The 15,712-nt window shown below is 58.1% G+C and carries 16 protein-coding genes; 13 read left to right on the top strand and 3 right to left on the bottom strand.

Annotated features, from left to right (window positions below):
• The first annotated feature begins 222 nt into the window (after positions 1-222).
• The 7 genes from ACFPB1_RS21970 (at position 223) to ACFPB1_RS21940 (ending at position 9,138) form a co-directional block, all read left to right on the top strand.
• The gene (locus ACFPB1_RS21970; protein WP_379228254.1) at positions 223-2,778 is read left to right on the top strand and encodes a PQQ-binding-like beta-propeller repeat protein; all 2,556 of its coding nucleotides are present in this window, start codon (positions 223-225) and stop codon (positions 2,776-2,778) included.
• A gap of 190 nt (positions 2,779-2,968) precedes the next feature.
• On the top strand, positions 2,969-4,285 hold the full coding sequence (locus ACFPB1_RS21965) for a glycoside hydrolase family 140 protein (protein ID WP_379228253.1): 1,317 nt from the start codon (positions 2,969-2,971) through the stop codon (positions 4,283-4,285).
• 242 nt (positions 4,286-4,527) lie between these two features.
• Positions 4,528-6,033 carry a hypothetical protein gene (locus ACFPB1_RS21960; protein WP_379228252.1) on the top strand — a complete coding sequence of 502 codons (1,506 nt, stop codon included), beginning with the start codon at positions 4,528-4,530 and terminating at the stop codon, positions 6,031-6,033.
• A 62-nt stretch (positions 6,034-6,095) separates the two neighbouring features.
• Positions 6,096-6,536 (top strand): GNAT family N-acetyltransferase, encoded by a 441-nt coding sequence (locus ACFPB1_RS21955; protein ID WP_379228251.1) that lies wholly within the window; start codon positions 6,096-6,098, stop codon positions 6,534-6,536.
• Positions 6,537-6,788: 252 nt separating this feature from the next.
• Entirely contained in the window at positions 6,789-7,148 is a 360-nt protein-coding gene (locus ACFPB1_RS21950) for a hypothetical protein (protein ID WP_379228249.1), read from the top strand.
• Entirely contained in the window at positions 7,082-7,795 is a 714-nt protein-coding gene (gene yidC / locus ACFPB1_RS21945; RefSeq protein WP_379228248.1) for a membrane protein insertase YidC, read from the top strand. The genes ACFPB1_RS21950 and yidC overlap by 67 nt, the downstream gene beginning before the upstream one ends.
• A 233-nt stretch (positions 7,796-8,028) precedes the next feature.
• The gene (locus ACFPB1_RS21940; RefSeq protein WP_379228247.1) at positions 8,029-9,138 is read left to right on the top strand and encodes an acyltransferase domain-containing protein; all 1,110 of its coding nucleotides are present in this window, start codon (positions 8,029-8,031) and stop codon (positions 9,136-9,138) included.
• Positions 9,139-9,273: 135 nt separating this feature from the next.
• Here ACFPB1_RS21940 and ACFPB1_RS21935 read toward each other — a convergent pair whose 3' ends face one another.
• Both ACFPB1_RS21935 and ACFPB1_RS21930 read right to left on the bottom strand, forming a co-directional pair.
• Positions 9,274-9,684, bottom strand: a complete 411-nt coding sequence (locus tag ACFPB1_RS21935; RefSeq protein WP_379228246.1) for a hypothetical protein — start codon at positions 9,682-9,684, stop codon at positions 9,274-9,276.
• Positions 9,685-9,817: 133 nt separating this feature from the next.
• Positions 9,818-11,182, bottom strand: coding sequence for a PLP-dependent aminotransferase family protein (locus ACFPB1_RS21930; protein ID WP_379228245.1), 1,365 nt, complete (start codon positions 11,180-11,182; stop codon positions 9,818-9,820).
• A gap of 178 nt (positions 11,183-11,360) precedes the next feature.
• On the opposite strand from ACFPB1_RS21930, the gene blaOXA reads away from it, so the two are divergent.
• On the top strand, positions 11,361-12,170 hold the full coding sequence (gene blaOXA, locus ACFPB1_RS21925; protein WP_379228244.1) for a class D beta-lactamase: 810 nt from the start codon (positions 11,361-11,363) through the stop codon (positions 12,168-12,170).
• Between the two features lie 127 nt (positions 12,171-12,297).
• Here the strand turns inward: blaOXA and ACFPB1_RS21920 are convergent, their stop codons facing one another.
• Complete coding sequence (locus ACFPB1_RS21920) at positions 12,298-12,834, bottom strand: hypothetical protein (protein ID WP_379228243.1); 537 nt, start codon at positions 12,832-12,834, stop codon at positions 12,298-12,300.
• A gap of 709 nt (positions 12,835-13,543) precedes the next feature.
• Here ACFPB1_RS21920 and ACFPB1_RS21915 point away from each other — a divergent pair.
• The 5 genes from ACFPB1_RS21915 (at position 13,544) to ACFPB1_RS21895 (ending at position 15,553) form a co-directional block, all read left to right on the top strand.
• Positions 13,544-14,278: an SDR family oxidoreductase gene (locus ACFPB1_RS21915; RefSeq protein WP_379228242.1), complete on the top strand. Its 735-nt coding sequence runs from the start codon at positions 13,544-13,546 to the stop codon at positions 14,276-14,278.
• Positions 14,279-14,302: 24 nt separating this feature from the next.
• On the top strand, positions 14,303-14,752 hold the full coding sequence (locus ACFPB1_RS21910) for a MerR family transcriptional regulator (RefSeq protein ID WP_379228241.1): 450 nt from the start codon (positions 14,303-14,305) through the stop codon (positions 14,750-14,752).
• Positions 14,753-14,957: 205 nt separating this feature from the next.
• Positions 14,958-15,305 (top strand): hypothetical protein, encoded by a 348-nt coding sequence (locus ACFPB1_RS21905; RefSeq protein WP_379228258.1) that lies wholly within the window; start codon positions 14,958-14,960, stop codon positions 15,303-15,305.
• On the top strand, positions 15,247-15,399 hold the full coding sequence (locus tag ACFPB1_RS21900) for a MerR family transcriptional regulator (protein ID WP_379228257.1): 153 nt from the start codon (positions 15,247-15,249) through the stop codon (positions 15,397-15,399). Before ACFPB1_RS21905 ends, ACFPB1_RS21900 begins: the two co-directional genes overlap by 59 nt.
• 1 nt (position 15,400) lies before the next feature.
• Positions 15,401-15,553, top strand: a complete 153-nt coding sequence (locus ACFPB1_RS21895; RefSeq protein ID WP_379228240.1) for a hypothetical protein — start codon at positions 15,401-15,403, stop codon at positions 15,551-15,553.
• The last annotated feature ends 159 nt before the right edge of the window (positions 15,554-15,712 follow it).

The raw sequence follows: 15,712 nt of genomic DNA, 5'->3' as shown, positions 1-15,712 counted from the left end.
CGCAACCGGCACCTACAGAAAAATATGTCACAGCTACATGCTTTCTCCATCTCTCGAAATGGTGGATGGTTGAAAATCTAAGAACGAGTGAGAAAACGTGAGAAAACATTAAATTATAGTGGGAGGGATGCCCATCGGTCGTCACGTTTGCTTGCGAGGTTCGATATGAAATCAAGCTGGGCCTCAGCCGGCCCGGCACAAACCCACGAGGAGGAACTAATTATGTCTTTCGCACGAAACGTTCAACGCGGCAAGAAGAAGCTGCAGCTCGCCGCCACGGCCTCCATGGCCGGTTTGGCGCTGCTCGCCGTCATCAAGCCGGCGATGGCGGACACGCCGGATGCGACGGTGAACGGCGTCGTTTTCACCGATAAGAATGGCAACGGCAAGCAGGAACCGAACGAGAAGGGGCTTGCGGGCGTTCGCGTCTCCGACGGCTTGTCGATCGCGACGACGGACCAGCGCGGCCGGTACTCGCTGTCGGTCAACCCGGATCGGCGGGCGACGGATATCGTGTTCGTCACCGTGCCGACCGGGTACAAGACGAAGACGAACCCCTACCAGATTCCGCAATTTTATCAAAACCTCGGGCAGCTGCAGTTGAACGAGACCCGCGAGGCGAACTTCGCGCTCGAGCCGGCGCCGGAGTCGCGCAATCCGAACTTCGAATTCGCCGGCATCGCCGACGTGCACGTGCAAGCCGGAACGACGAACAACCGCGAGCGGTTCACCGGGCAGCTGGCGCAGCTGAACGCGCTTACCGGCTCGCCGGCGTTCATTACGATCAGCGGCGATATCACGAACGGCGCATCGGACGGCGAATTCAGCGACTTTCTGGCAAGCACGGCGACGTCCAAGCTGCCGGTGTACCCGGCCGTCGGCAACCACGACTTCACCGGCGGGGCGGATTTCTCGGCCCGCATCGACCGGTACCGCACGTACCTGGGGCCGGAATGGTACTCGTACGACTACGCCGGCAAGCACTTCATCGTGCTGGAAAATAACCTGGGCATGCGGGAAGCGGATCAGCTGAATTGGTTGAAGGCGGATCTGAAGCTGACCGGCAAGAAGCAGGAGATCGTCGTGATCACGCATCGTCCCTTCAACAATCCGCAGACGCCGGACGCGGCCGAAGCGAAGAAATACATCGATTTGCTGGGGCAGTACAATACCCGTCTCGTCTTGATGGGGCATACGCACGTGAACGACGTCGCGACCGATACGATCCCATCCGCGAATCACGTCGTCACGAACTCCAGCTCCTACACGATCGATCAGACGCCGAACGGCTTCCGCGTCGTGTCGTTCAAGGGCGGCCAGGAAACCCACCCTTACAAAATGTACGGCGTCGATAAAAACCTGGTCATCGTCAACCCTGCCCCAGGAAGCCGCGTGCCGCAGGGCAAGGTCGCGATCCAAGCCAACGCCTACAACACGACGAGCCGGGTGACGGAAGCGAAGTACCGGATCGACGGCGGCGCGTGGCATTCGCTGAAAAGCAGCGGCGAGATGACCTGGTCGGCGGAGTGGAAGGCCGGCAAGGAGAAGCTCGGCACGCATACGATCGAGGTTCGCGTCACGGACGACGGCCGGCAGACCTGGTCCGAGAGCAGCTCCTTCACGCTCGTCAAGGCGAGCGCGGCGGCCGACGTGCCGGCGCAAGGCGCGGACTGGCCGATGTTTCACGGCAACGCCCAGCATACCGGCGAGGCGATCGACGCGCTGGCGCCGGATCTCCAGCTGGCCTGGAGCCGCCTGACGGAGGGCACGATCCTGACGTCGTCGCCGGCCGTCGTGGGCGGCAGCGTCTATATCGGCACGCGCGACGAGAACGGCACGGAGCAGAACAGCGTTCTGGCGCTGGACTTGCAGACCGGCGACAAGAAGTGGAGCTTCAAGCCGGACGCGCAGATTCAGTCTTCCCCGGCCGTCGAGAACGGCATCGTCTACGCCTCCTCGATTCGCGGCACGCTGTATGCGCTCGACGCCAAGAAGGGCAAGAAGCTGTGGGAGAAGACGATCGGGCAGGCCGACGTCAATCGGGCGTGGATGTACTATTCGCCGACGGTTGCGGACGGCGTCGTCTATCAGGCGTACAGCTCGCAGGCCGGAGGCGAACTGATGGCGTTGGACGCGAAGACGGGCACGACGCTCTGGACCGCCAAGCTGGCAGGCGGCTGGATCGTCGAAAGCTCGCCGGCCGTCAAGGACGGCAAGGTATTCGTCGGCGCGGACGGCGGTTATCTGATCGCGCTGAATGCGAAGGACGGCACGGAGCTGTGGCGCAAACAGCCGGCGGGCGGCTGGATGCACGCCATGCCGGCGGTGGCGGACGGCAAAGTGTACATGGCGTACGGCGGCGGGCTGCTCGTCGCGCTCGACGAAGAGACGGGCACGGAGCTGTGGCGGTACAAGAGCGCTGGCACGTCCTATATCGCCGGCGACACGACGGGATCCTCGCCGGCGGTGGCGGACGGCATCGTATACATGGGCTTCCCGAACGGCAGCGTAGAGGCCGTCTCGGCGGAGACGGGCGGGAAGCTGTGGAGCACGCCGACGGGCGGCGGCATCATCTCGTCCCCGGCCGTGTCCGGCGGCACGGTGTACATCGGGTCCAACGACGGCAAGCTGTACGCGCTTGACAAGCAGAACGGGCAGGTCCAGTGGTCGTACAAGCTCGGCGCCTGGGTGGCGTCCTCGCCGGCGATTACCGGCAACACGCTGGTCGTCGGCGCGTTCGACGGCAACGTGTACGCGTTCACGTCCGCGGGCAAATAATAACCGGAAGCCTTCAAAAAGTCCCGGGCGTCTTCGGCGCCCGGGGCTTTTCGCGCCCGGCGGACAGGCGCGGGCGAATTGGATAGGACGCTTCCATTATGCATAGACAGCGCTTTCATGCTGTGCTATATTGCGAAGTGAAACGGCTTGGGCAGGATTGAACCCTATTAGATGCGCGGAGGGGAAGCGAATGTCGACGAATGCGGCTTTGCCGGGATTGAAGGTCAGCGAGAACCGGCGTTATCTCGTGACGGAGGACGGCGCGCCGTTCTTCTGGCTCGGCGATACGGCGTGGGAGCTGTTCCACCGGACCACGCGGGAGGAAGCGGCCCATTATTTGCGCAATCGCGCGGAGCGGGGCTACACGGTCGTTCAAGCCGTCGGCCTGGCGGAATTCGAAGGCTTGACGAAGCCCAACGCGTACGGGAGGGTGCCGCTGCTCCGATCGGCGGACGGCGCTTACGATCCGTCGGCGCCCGATACGGCCGCGGAGCCCGGGGGCTATTCGTATTGGGATCATGTCGATTACGTCGTGGACCAGGCGGCGGAGCTCGGCCTCTATATCGCGCTGCTGCCGACTTGGGGGGACAAGTACCATATCGCCTGGGGCAAGGGACCGGAGGTCTTCACGCAGGACAATGCCCGGACGTACGGCCGCTGGCTCGGCGAGCGCTACCGCGACCGGCCGAACGTGATCTGGGTGCTCGGCGGCGACCGGGCGCTGACGAAGCGGCGCCATTTCGAGATCGTGAACGCCATGGCCGAAGGGCTTGCGGCAGGCGACGGCGGCCGCCATCTGCGGACGTTCCACCCGATGGGCGGACACTCTTCCTCCCACCATGTGCATGACGAGCCGTGGCTCGACTTCAACATGATTCAATCCGGCCATGGCCTCGGCGAGCAAACCAACTACAAGCTCGTGGCGGCCGACTACGCGCGGACGCCGGTCAAGCCGGCGCTCGAGGCGGAGCCCTGCTATGAGGACCATCCGCGGGGCTTCAAATCCGTGAACGGCTATTTCGACGAGGCGGACGTGCGCAGGGCCGCGTATTACGCCGTGCTGGCCGGCGGGCTCGGCATCACGTACGGGCATCACTGCGTCTGGTCGATGAACGCGGAGCCGGGAAGCACGTTCATCATGACATGGCAGCAGGCCATCCTGCGGCCCGGCGCGGCGCAGATGCGGCATGTGCGCGCGCTCGCGGAGTCCCGCCCGATGCTGGAGCGGGTACCGGACCAAGGCTTGCTCGCCGCGAACGAAGAAGGTGCCAACTACGCGGTCGCTGCGAGGGGCGAGCGGCACGCGTTCCTGTATACCCCGAACGGGCTCGCGCTGCGCGTAGTCATGGGCCGGATCGCCGGCGAGGAAGTCGCCGCCTCCTGGTTCGATCCGCGCACGGGCGCGACGACGGCGATCGGCCGGTTCCCGAACGCGGGCGAAACGACGTTCCTGCCGCCGCAGTCGGGAAGGGGCAGCGATTGGGTGCTCGTGCTGGATTCCGTCTAGAACGTCCGGAAGCGGTCCGGCGCCGCGGCACGCGCAGCCCGGCATGCGGGGCTCGACACGCGCAGCTCGGTATGCGCAGCCTGGCAAGGTAGCAGGCGCACTCCCTGCCGGCGTTGTCCGCCGTCGTTGAAGCAAGCTCCGGGGCCGCCGCCCCGGAACTTTTTTTTGCCAGCGGGGACCCGAAAGGCCGCGGGGGCGCGCCGCCGCATGGTATAATGAGGCAAAAAGCGCCGGGGGGATCTATGCGAATATTTCGATGGCGAATTGTACCGCTGCTTGGACTGTTGGGTGCCCATTTGCTGCTCGCCGCTTGCAGCGGCGCGAACGATCCCGGCGCCGGGGCGGACGGCGGCGCGAAGGCGCCGGCCGATAAGGAAGCCGGAGCGGGCGGCGCGGGAACCGGCGATGCCGATGCCCGGCCGAATGCTCTCGCCGGCCCGGGCGGCGAGCCGTCCGGACCGGCGGAAGGCAGCGGCGCGATCGGCGTCGCGGCCGACGGGACGCGGACGATCACCGACATCGCCGGCTGGGACCATCCGGCCAAGGCAATGCTGCAGGACGCGCCGTTCTTCGTCACCAAGGTCGAGCTGACGCTGGACGCGAGCTACTCGGCCTATTACGTCGGCTATCCCGGCGATAAGGATCTGGCGGACCATGCGTCGCTGTGGCGCACGCTGCGGGAGCTTGCCCGCGTGAACGGGTATCAGGACTTCAAGCTCGTGAACGGGCAGGATGGCGTGACGGTCGAGATCGCATGCGATCGCGCCGCGAAGGCGGTGACCGGGGTGAAGGTCAACGGCGTCGACTACCCGGAAGCCGCGGCGGATGCGTCGCAGGCCGGGCCGAAGTTGCCGCAGGCCTACCTCGACTTCATGGCGGACCGCCATCCGCTGCCTAGCGGGAGCGAGATCGGCTTCTTCGTGGAGACGGACCTGAACGGGGACGGCGCATCGGAAGCGGTGCTGGGCGTGAAGAACAACGCCCGGGACGAGGACGGGTTGTACAGCGCAATCTACGTGCTGGAGCAAGGGGAACGCGGCGTTGCGCAGCTCGGAGGCAATCTGGCGGAAGGCACCGGCTACGGCGTCTACGAGGTCGAGCTCGTGCGGCTGTCGGACCGGAAATCGCCCGTCGTGGAGACCAAGCTGACGAACGGCGTCTCGCTGGAAGGCTTCGAATTGATCGCCCTTCCGGGCAAGAAGCCGATCCGGCTCGTGAGCAGCGCTTCCCCGAGCGGCGTCGGCGAGGATGCCTTGATCGACGCGGACCAGAACGGCGATTACGACGGCTACGTGCAGCGCCGGACCAGCTACGACGTGCTGTTCTACGACGTGACGCGCACGTACTCCCTGCAGCGCGGCGCTTTCGTGCACACGGGCACGATCGTGGCGCTCCCGGATTACCCGGCGGATGCCGAGGGCGTCGTGCGGCAGTATATGTCCTTGAAGGCGCTGGCCGGCTTCGAGGACGCCCCTGAGGCGGATCAGCGGCTGGAGGCGCTGTGCCCATCCTGTCCGAAGGCGCAGACGGACCTCGTCGGCGGCCCTTGGCTGGAGGCGTTCAGCGGCTCGGCTCCGCTCGCGGAGGACCTCTTCGACATTCGGATCGAGGGCGGCGGCCAGACGGACGCGACCGCGAGCGTCGCCTACGCCAAGGACGGCGGGCGTACGTACCGGCTCGAATTCCGTCTCGCGCGGCCGGACGGCGCGTGGATCATCGACGCGATCAGGCGGCCGTCCGCCCAATAAGCGAAGCGCCGGACGATTATGCTATAATGGCCCAGAGAAACCAAGCAAAGGCGGTCTTACGCATGTTAGTGAACATCGCATCGCGGCTGGACGAGGAGGCCATCCGCGAGCTGCTGGAATGGTCGGTCTTCCCCGATCCGGAGCATCTCCGGCGGGCGGTCGAGCTTTACCGCAATGGCTCCGGGCATACGCTGCTCGGCTACGAATCGGAGGGCGACATCATCGGCCTCATCGGCTACCATCGGATCGACGGCGGCACGATCGAGATCGATCATATCTCGGTGACGCCGGAGGAACGGTACAAGGGCTACGGCAGAGGGATGATCCTGGAGCTGCTGGCGTTGGAGAATCCGACGGCGCTCGTGGCCGAGACCGACGAGGACGCCGCGGACTTCTACCGGAGCAGCCGCTTCACGGTGGTCAGCCTCGGCGAGAAATATCCCGGAACGGAGCGGTTCCGGTGCACGTACGAAGCCGCCGAGACGGAAGAGGAAGACGATTAAGGCGCCGTTGCGGCGCCTTTTTGCATTGCCGATGCTTAGTCAAATATGGGGGAGTCACGCGGACGCAGGCAAGGTTGCCAGGCGGCTGCGGGAAGCACGGCGAACGCCCCTGTTCCGGCCTCCAGATGTTGTGCACGCTTCCAAATCTTGATTCCCGGCGACTCGACGCCGTCCGTCCCGCGACCGATGCCGCGCGCGGCGAATGGGACTACAATGGACGAATAAGCACTGCACCGAAGGGGGTGATCCTCATTGTTCGAGCTTCATGACGCGCTGCTGTACGCGATTTCCATCTGCACGCTCGTATCGCTGGCCTACCTGTGCCTATTCGCGGTTCCGGCATCGGCGGCGAAGGGCTGGACCGCGTACCGCGAGACGGCGGGCGGTCCGGCGCTGCCCAAGCTGCCGGCGATCGCAGCGCCGGTCCCGAGCCTGCGGCTTGTCCGGCTGACCAAACGCAAGGAAGCGCCCGACGATGATTCATCCCCGTGCACGACCCTGTTGATGACGATAGACGCACACCATCAACAGGGAGGATGTTCACGATGTCCAGTACGTACGCGCAAATCGCGGTATTCCATGATTATTTCGTCTCGCCGTTCACTTGGCTGATCGACCATTTCGCGGGCTGGTTCGACGGCAACTTCGGCCTCGCGCTCGTCGCGATCACCGTCTTGGTCCGGCTCGCGCTCATGCCGTTCATGGTCAACCAGTACAAGCGCCAGCAGGCCATGCGGCGGAAGCTGGCCGCCATGCAGCCGGAGCTCGAGGCCGTCAAGCGCAAATACGCCGCTAGCGCCGCCCCCGACAAGCAGCGCAAGCAAACCGAAGAAACGATGGCGGTCTACGCCAAGCACGGCTACAGCCCGCTGAACGCCGGCTGCCTGCCGATGCTGCTGCAAATTCCGATATTGTCCGGCCTCTACTTCGCGATCCGGTCGAATCCGGAGCTGGCGCATCATACGTTCCTATGGTTCCAGCTTGGAAGCCCGGACCCGGTCCTGCCTTTCGTGGCCGCGGGCATCTACCTGATTCAGGCGCGCTTGGCGCAGGCCGCCCAGCCGCCGATGAACGGCGCGAAGGGCATGGGCCTGCTCCTGTACCTGTCCCCGGTCATGATGGGCGTGTTCTCGTTCACGGCGCCCGCCGCGCTGCCGCTCTATTGGAGCGTCGGCGGCCTGGTCATGATCGCGCAGACGTGGATCTCCAAGCGGCTGTATCCGCAGGATGACACTGGCGCCGCGGTCGGCACGGCGTAAGGAGCCGGCGGCGGCTGCCAGCAGCCGGCTAGCGTCGAAGCCGGCTAGCGTCGAAGCCTTCACCCCTTATCGGGGGCGAAGGCTTTTTGTCGCGGCTCCGGGCCGGGGATTCCCGGACCATTGCGGCTTGCCGGCGCTTCGCCGTGCTTGTTATAGTGGGACCAGGTGTTAGAAGATTCGGGCCGGCGAGCCGGAGGTACGGCTCCCGAGCCGATAAGGGGAGAGGCGAAGAGATGGCGAGCGTCATGGAGGATTTTTTGTCGCAGGGGGGCATGGCGGCGATTTGCGAGGCGGCGCGGTTGCCGGCGGATATCGCGGACGCGCTGCGGGACGCGGCGGAGGCGGTCCGCGCCGGCGATGAGCTGGCGGTAGCGGCGGGCAGGTTCCGGCGGGCTTTGTTCGAGGACGCTGTCCGGCCGCCGGACGAGGTGAACCGGGAGCTGCTCGCGTTCGGCGCGGACGGCGCGCTGCTGGCGGCGGTCGTCTACGCGGGCGCGATTCCGCTGCTCGCGGCACGCTATGCCGCGCGCGGCTGGCCGCACGAGGTGCTCGTCGACACGGTACACGATCTTGTCATCTGGATGCGCGTGCATCGGGGCCGTCACGGGCGCTGGGGACTGAGCGAGCTCGGCTGGCTTCATCAACATATGAGGGGGGAGCTGTTCCGGCTGGGGCGGCTGCAGTTCCACTTCGTCGCCAGTCCGTTCCCGGTCAAAGCGTTCCGCCGCCGGGCAACAGGCGACGTCGCCGTGCTGTCGGAAGGCGGCGTGCGCTATCGGAGCGACGGGCAGCTGGACGGCACGTGCGGCATCTTCGACGCCGAGGGCGGCTGGGTATCGGCGTATGCGTTCGACGGCGCGCGGCATGAGGGTCACTCCATATCCGCGCTCGGCGCGGCGGATCGCAGGACGGTCCGGCTTGACGCGGACGAATGGGAGCTCGCGCTGGAGAAGGGCGATCCCGTCCTGAATGTCCACGTTCCCGAGGGCGAGCGGCTGTCCCCCGAAGCGTGCCGCGATTCGTACGCGCGGGCCGCGGCCTTCGCGGCGGCGCATTTCCCGGACCATCCATACCGCGCGTTCGTCTGCGATTCGTGGCTGCTCGCGCCGGCGTTCCGGACGCTGCTGCCGGAGTCGTCCAACATTGCCGGGTTCCAGCGCGATTATCACTTAGTGCCGGTCCTGTCGAACGAATCGCAGACGCTGGAGCGGGTGTTCGGCTTCGGCACGACGCTTGCCGACCTGCCGAACGCGAAGACCGAGACGTCCCTGCAGCGCATCGTGCGCGGCCATCTCGCCGCCGGCGGGCGAATGCATAACGCAGGCGGTATTCGCCTGGCCTAGTCGCTGTTCGTGCCCGTGCTTAACGCAGATCTGACCGAAAGAACGCGATGACGCCGGCTCAACCCCGCGCATGAAAAGGCCGCCATCCGGTCGTGACCGGACAGCGGCCTATTCGTGTTCGTGTCATTAATTCAGCTAGCCTTCAACTAGTTGATAAAATCGAATGTCGCCTTTTTCGGTTTCGGCGATCAGGATGTCATTTCGCTCTTTGACACGGAATATCTTTGTTCCCGCTTCCAGCTGATTTGCCGTTCCGTTTTGAAAGTCTGTCCCAACCTTGCTTTGGCGACGGATTTCAGTTAATTGTACGTCTTTGGTTAACTGTAACGCCTCTACCCATGGAACTCCTGCATGATAGATGGTGTCTTCATACATCAAAATATTAGCATTCGCATCCATGCTTAAAACGTCTTGAGCAGTTGGATTTCCAATTGCATTCATCTCACTCTGCTGGTCTGACATCTGCTTGGCGGGTTCTTTTCCGCAACCCATCAACAAAGAGAAGCTGAAGCTGCAGAGTACCACATACATCATCATCCTTTTCACCAAGCTGCCCCCCTTTTTTTAGAAAATCCATTGATTGGAAATTAGACGCGGAAATCCTTGCGAAGGTTGCAGCCTTGATTCAACGCTCTTGCCCGTTAACGTGTCCGGCAGTTGGCGTGCACGCGAATGAACGTCAAATAAATTTCACTTGAGGCGGCGTATGGAGCAGCTCCTTCATCGCGTCAGCTATTTTTTGGACCCCGGCTTCGATTCGTTCCTCCTCCACCTGCGACACACTCAGGCGGATGACCGAATCTTGCTCGAACTCGGGCAGGTACATCTTTTGGGCGTTGTCCACCTGCACGTGATCCTTGTTCAGGTGCTCAATGAACGTCTTCGCCTTCAGCGGATTCGGGAGCCGGATCGTCGAATAGAATCCCGACAGCGAACCCGAATACGCGGCAGAGGGCGGCAGCTTCTCTTGATAGGCCTGTTGCAGTAAAGCCGCTTTCCTGCTGTAGATCGACCTCATGCGCTGAATGTGGGCCTTGAACATGCCGCTCTTCAAATAAATTTCCAGTGCCCCTTGCGTAAGAACCGGCGTATGCAGATCCGAAGCGAATTTGGCGGTTAAGAACATGTCCCGCATGAACTCCGGGATCACCGCGAGCCCTAATCTTAAGCCGGGCAGCATCACTTTGGAGAAGCTCTTGGTATAGATCACTCTTCCCGACGGGTCATAAGCAAACATGGGGTCTTGACGCGTGTCGGGGTCGAGATCGCCAAGGTAGTCGTCTTCGATGATATAGACGTCATATTTTTGCGCCAGCTCCACGATTTTCCGTCTTTCCGCGTTCGAATAGCTATAGCCGGTCGGATTATGAAATCTCGTCACGGTGTAGAAGAATTTGATGTCGCAATGGTGGAACAGATACTCCAGCCGCTCGAGGTCTAACCCGCTAGACGTAATTTCAATCCCATAGGCCTGAACCTGCTGATACTTGATCGATTCGATCAGACTGATATGCGTGGGCTGTTCGACGCAAATATTCCGCTTGCCGTTGGGGAACCGCAGCGAGATGAAGAGATGAAGCGCTTGCTGCGATCCGGATACGACGCATATGCGATCGGGTACCGTAAACACCTGCAGCTCCCGCAGATGACGGGCCAGCTCCGTCCTTAACGCGTACAGCCCTTGAATCTCCGAATACGTAAACATTTCCTCTTTATACACTTCGATGGCTTGATTGATGCAATGCTGGAAGTCCCGGTAAGGCATGGCGGTTTTGTCCGGTCCCGCCGACAGAAAATCGATGATTCCCTCGTCCGTGGAACCTGAACGGCGGGAGGGAGCCCGCTGCACAACATAGTAGCCGCTCTTGGGGACGGCATAGATTTTATGCTTCTTTTCTAATTCGGCATACGCTTTGATAACGGAGTTGACGCTGCAATCGAACTGCTTGGCAAGCGATCTGATAGACGGCAGCTTCACCCCTGGTTTTAACGCCTCGCAATCGATTTCCCGTTCAATATTTTTCATGACCTCGGCATAGATCATTTGTGCTCCTCCTTCTGCATCTGTACAGGTACAATCCGTAAATATCGCGATTTACATGCCGTTCCGGCATCAGTAGACTCATAGTATCAACATGCATGTTGGTGTTGGGAACCGATTCTGTTCGATGGCCATCGAAACCATTCCCGAATAAAAAGGATGTACTAGGAGTGATACAGGAATGTTTCGGATACAAAAAGTAAACCGTCTATCGCATATGATCGCTGCAATCTTCACGGTTATATGCTTATTGGGATTCTCCACAGGAGCTCATGCCAAGCCGAACTTCCATCAGCTCGCACTGGAAGATGTATTTCATGACACCCAAGGGACGCTGGTCCTCAAGAACCTGAAGACCAATCAAGTATATCTTTATAATCCTGGAAGGAGCAAAGAACGGTTTACCCCGGAATCCAGCTTTAAAGTGCCGAATGCCTTAATCGGGCTGGAAGTAAAGGCGGTATCCAACGAATACGACGTCAAGAGGTGGGACGGGATCGTAAGAGAGTTCCCGGTCTGGAATAAGGATCACACGCTCGCTTCGGCTTTGAGGGAATCCGCGATTTGGTATTACCAGGCAATGGCTCGCGATATCGGCCAAGCACGGATGCAGGATTACGTGAACCGAATCGGCTACGGGAACCGTGACCTATCCGGAGGAATCGATACATTCTGGCTGAACAGCAGCTTGAAGATCTCTGCCCAGGAACAGGCGGACTTTATAGAACGGCTGGTAGAGGAGAGGCTGCCCTTCCAGAAACAAACGATGAAGACGGTCAAGCGGATAATGATCGATGATGAAGAGGACGCGTATACGGTTCATGGCAAGACGGGTACGAGGCTGTCGGACATGGGTCTGGGCTGGTACGTCGGCTACGTGGAAACGGATAAGGACAAATGGGTATTCGCCACGAATGTGGCCGGCAGCGGCGCAACCGCCAAACAATTAACGTTGGAAACGCTGAAAAAAATGAAGATCGTGCATGATTAATTTCTAGTCGGCAGCCGATCGCTCTAAAGTCTGCTGCAACAACCATGAACGCTGACAAGCAAAACGAACGGCTCAGTCCGATAGGGTACAGGACTGAGGCCGCCTTGTCGTCGGGTGATAACGAAGCTTATTTTTTATTCAGTTCTTGATACAGCTTATCGAGGGCAAGCGCGCTCTCATAATCTGTGGCTGGAGCCATCACCTCTAGATCCTTGCCTATACCTTGACCTGTCCCAACCGGTTCAGTAAGCAGCAGCTTTACACTTTCAAATGCTCCAATCTTCCAGACCGAACCGAACCCGAGTAAGGATGGAACCAATATAGCACCTGTTTTTGTATTCCCATTCAGGTAAGTGAGACTGCTCCAGCCTTCATGAAGATCTTCATAGAAGGTAACCGGGAACAGGGTCGATTTCGTTATCTCATACTTCGCGATTGCAATACTCCCTGTAAAGCGCTGGTTACGGAACAGTTTGCGATGCAACGTTCCTTGGATCGTAACGGTTGTTCGATCAACCGTCGAGGGGTCTCCCGGCCTGAACTCAACGGCGGGATACGTCAAATTAATCGACTTCGGAAAGTCGTACTTCCATACCACGAGTCCACCAATGAAGAGCAATAATAGCGGTACCGCAGCAGCTATTTTATACAATCGGAGGTTCATTCGCTTTTTTTCTCCCTTTTTTCGTGCTGTGATCCTTGACCGGCTGCCGTCGTATCCAGTTAGTTCATCAACAAACTGTCTAGGACAACTTGGCTTATAGCGCGGCGGAAACCCGTTAGCTCCCTCGCTAGCTGCATTCCGGTTTTGTTGAACTTCACCAAACATTCAACGGAATATTGTAATTCCTAAAGCAAAAAGTCCAAATCCCAAAATAATCACCATAAAAATGTACCAAAAAATTCGTAACGGACGCGGCAAGGTATTTAAGTGAATTCTCTTAGGAGATCCACCACCTTCTATATTCTGCATTTGGCGAAGATTTTCATCTACATAACCTTCAGAACGGTATTGCAACGGATTTTCGGTTGATGTTGTTTAGTGGGTTTTCGGTTCATTCATATCGAACACCTCCACAAATAATTACCGAAATTACCCTTGAGGTACTTTCATCCTTTAAAAGAGCCAACTTAATTAAACTGTAAATTTATTCCTAACTAATTATTATGACGATAATAATCACTTTTAGTTGCGCTGCCCGTTACTTTAATGGCGGCAGCCGATATTTTCCTAGTCTACTGCTGTTTTATTGAACTAACGCCCCAACAGTCCAATAACAATCTAATCTTGCATGTTGCTCTTGACTTGGAGTGAACTCCAAGTTGTAGAGTGATCGTGAGTCAAGTAACTATCACTTTTAGGAGGCATAATCATGAGCACATCAAAAATCGTTTTGATCACTGGCGGAAACAAAGGAATCGGCCTTGAAACTGCTAGGCAACTGGGCAAGCTAGGATTCACGATATTGCTCGGTTCAAGAGATGAAGCAAGAGGGCGGGAAGCGACGGCTGCCCTGACGGCCGAGAACATACATGCAAAGGCAATAACTCTGGACTTAACAAACTTGGATACCATACAATCCGTAGTGGAGCAAATTGAAGATCAGTATGGAGCGCTTGATGTTCTGATCAATAACGCTGGCGTGTGCTTTGAAGGAGTTCTTCCTCCCAGCCAACTGGAATTAACGGTTCTAAGGAAAACGTACGAGACAAATGTTTTCGGCACTTTTTCTGTCATGAAGGCCATGCTCCCTTTGATTAAAAAATCGCCTGCCGGCAGAATCGTAAACCTTTCAAGCGGCTTGGCTTCCTTGACCGAGTACAATACCCCGAACTCGGATGCCGAAAAATACGGATTGAATTTGCTCGCCTACATGAGTTCGAAAACGGCCGTCAATGCGCTAACCGTCTTGTTTGCCAAAGAATTAAAAGATACACCGATCAAGGTAAATTCAGCCGATCCAGGGTACACGGCTACGGATTTGAATGGGCATACGGGTTATCGTACCGTTGAACAGGGCGCTTCCATCATCGTGAAACTCGCCACCCTCCCGAGCGATGGACCGAACGGCGGTTTTTTTGATGAGAATGGCGTGATACCATGGTAATACGTCAGGAGGTGCGGCAAAGCGATGGACATTCCCGAAACCGCAAGCTCAATTAAACAGGCGGCTGAATTCACGGGCCTATCGGAAGATACGATCCGCTATTACGAGAAAATCGGCTTGCTTCCGTATGCCGACCGCAAAACAAGCGGACACAGAACGAACAGTAAACATCATTTGGATGGCATGGTCTTTTTAACGAGACTCAAAGCGACCGGAATGACGCTTGATGAAATGAAGCGTTTCCGTAAGCTTTACGAAAGGGGTGAAGCCACGCTCCCCGAGAGAGTCTCCCTTCTGATCGAACACAAGAATAGAATTCAGAACGAGATCGACAGCTTATTGGAGACGCAAAGGATGATTGATTACAAAATCGACACGTATAAAGAGGTGCTTGTAAATCCGGATTCAAACAAAAAATGGAAATCTTTCTTGCCGATTGAGAGCCTTCTTATACTTTCTTATTGTTCTTATTGAACGTTTCTGCCCTTTAATCAACGTGTGACAGTCTAATGTAGTGTAGTGCTTCAGGCCTGTTGATTAACCACAAAATGGTAGAAAAAGAGTCGTCAACCCGGTAAAATGTTTGTACCCCTACAAACCAACCGAAAGGTGACGACTCCATAAAAAAGTCTATCACGATTCCTACAATCCTTCTTCACTCCAGAAGAAGTCGCACTTGTTGTCCAAGCCATGGATTACACGGACAAAGCTCGAAAATTTACCGTCTATCACTTGCTACAATACTGGTGCGCCGCAACAAGCGAAGAATGGTCGTGTTACCGTTTCGGCGCAGATTGTGCAAGCCGTAGCGGTTTGCTTAAAGTTCACTATTCCTGTTTTCTTGTTCGCAAATGTAATCGAGCATGTAGCCCTGCAGGATCGAAACATGCAACCGCTTAGCGTTAATTCTTCGGTGATTCGTGATATTACCTGTCAATTGGGCACGCCACCGTCTATCGAATGGAGCGATCCGCTTTTACGAAAGAAAGGGACTGTTGAAACCAGCTGCCCGAAGCGAGCAGAATAACCGTCTTTATACGGATGATGATCTAACCTGGCTGGTTTTTATCAAATGCCTTCGCGAAACCGGGATGAGCGGAGGACATCAAAAAGTATTATGATATGGTGAACGAAGGAACCTCAACCCTGCCGGAGAGAATCAAACTGATTGAGGATCAAAAGCAAAAGCTGCTGAAAGATATTGAGGAGAAGGAAGCGCAGCTCGTTCATTTGGAAGAAAAACTGAAGCGTTATTATCGCGGGGAAAACTATTAATATAAATGAAAAAACGCCGGTTATTGTAATCGAAATCTGATTATGGTTCATTGAGGTCATTTGCCCGTTAGCGCAACGACGGCAGCCTACATTTGATATGCTCCCCTTACGATAACAGGTTTTATTATTTCAGCTGTCTACCGTACGGGGTGCATATCT

The sequence above is a fragment of the Paenibacillus sp. GCM10023250 genome (assembly GCF_042653205.1).
Classification (GTDB): domain Bacteria; phylum Bacillota; class Bacilli; order Paenibacillales; family Paenibacillaceae; genus Paenibacillus_Z.
The sequence above is the reverse complement of the archived record's forward strand: the minus strand, read 5'-3'. Positions and strand labels throughout refer to the sequence as shown.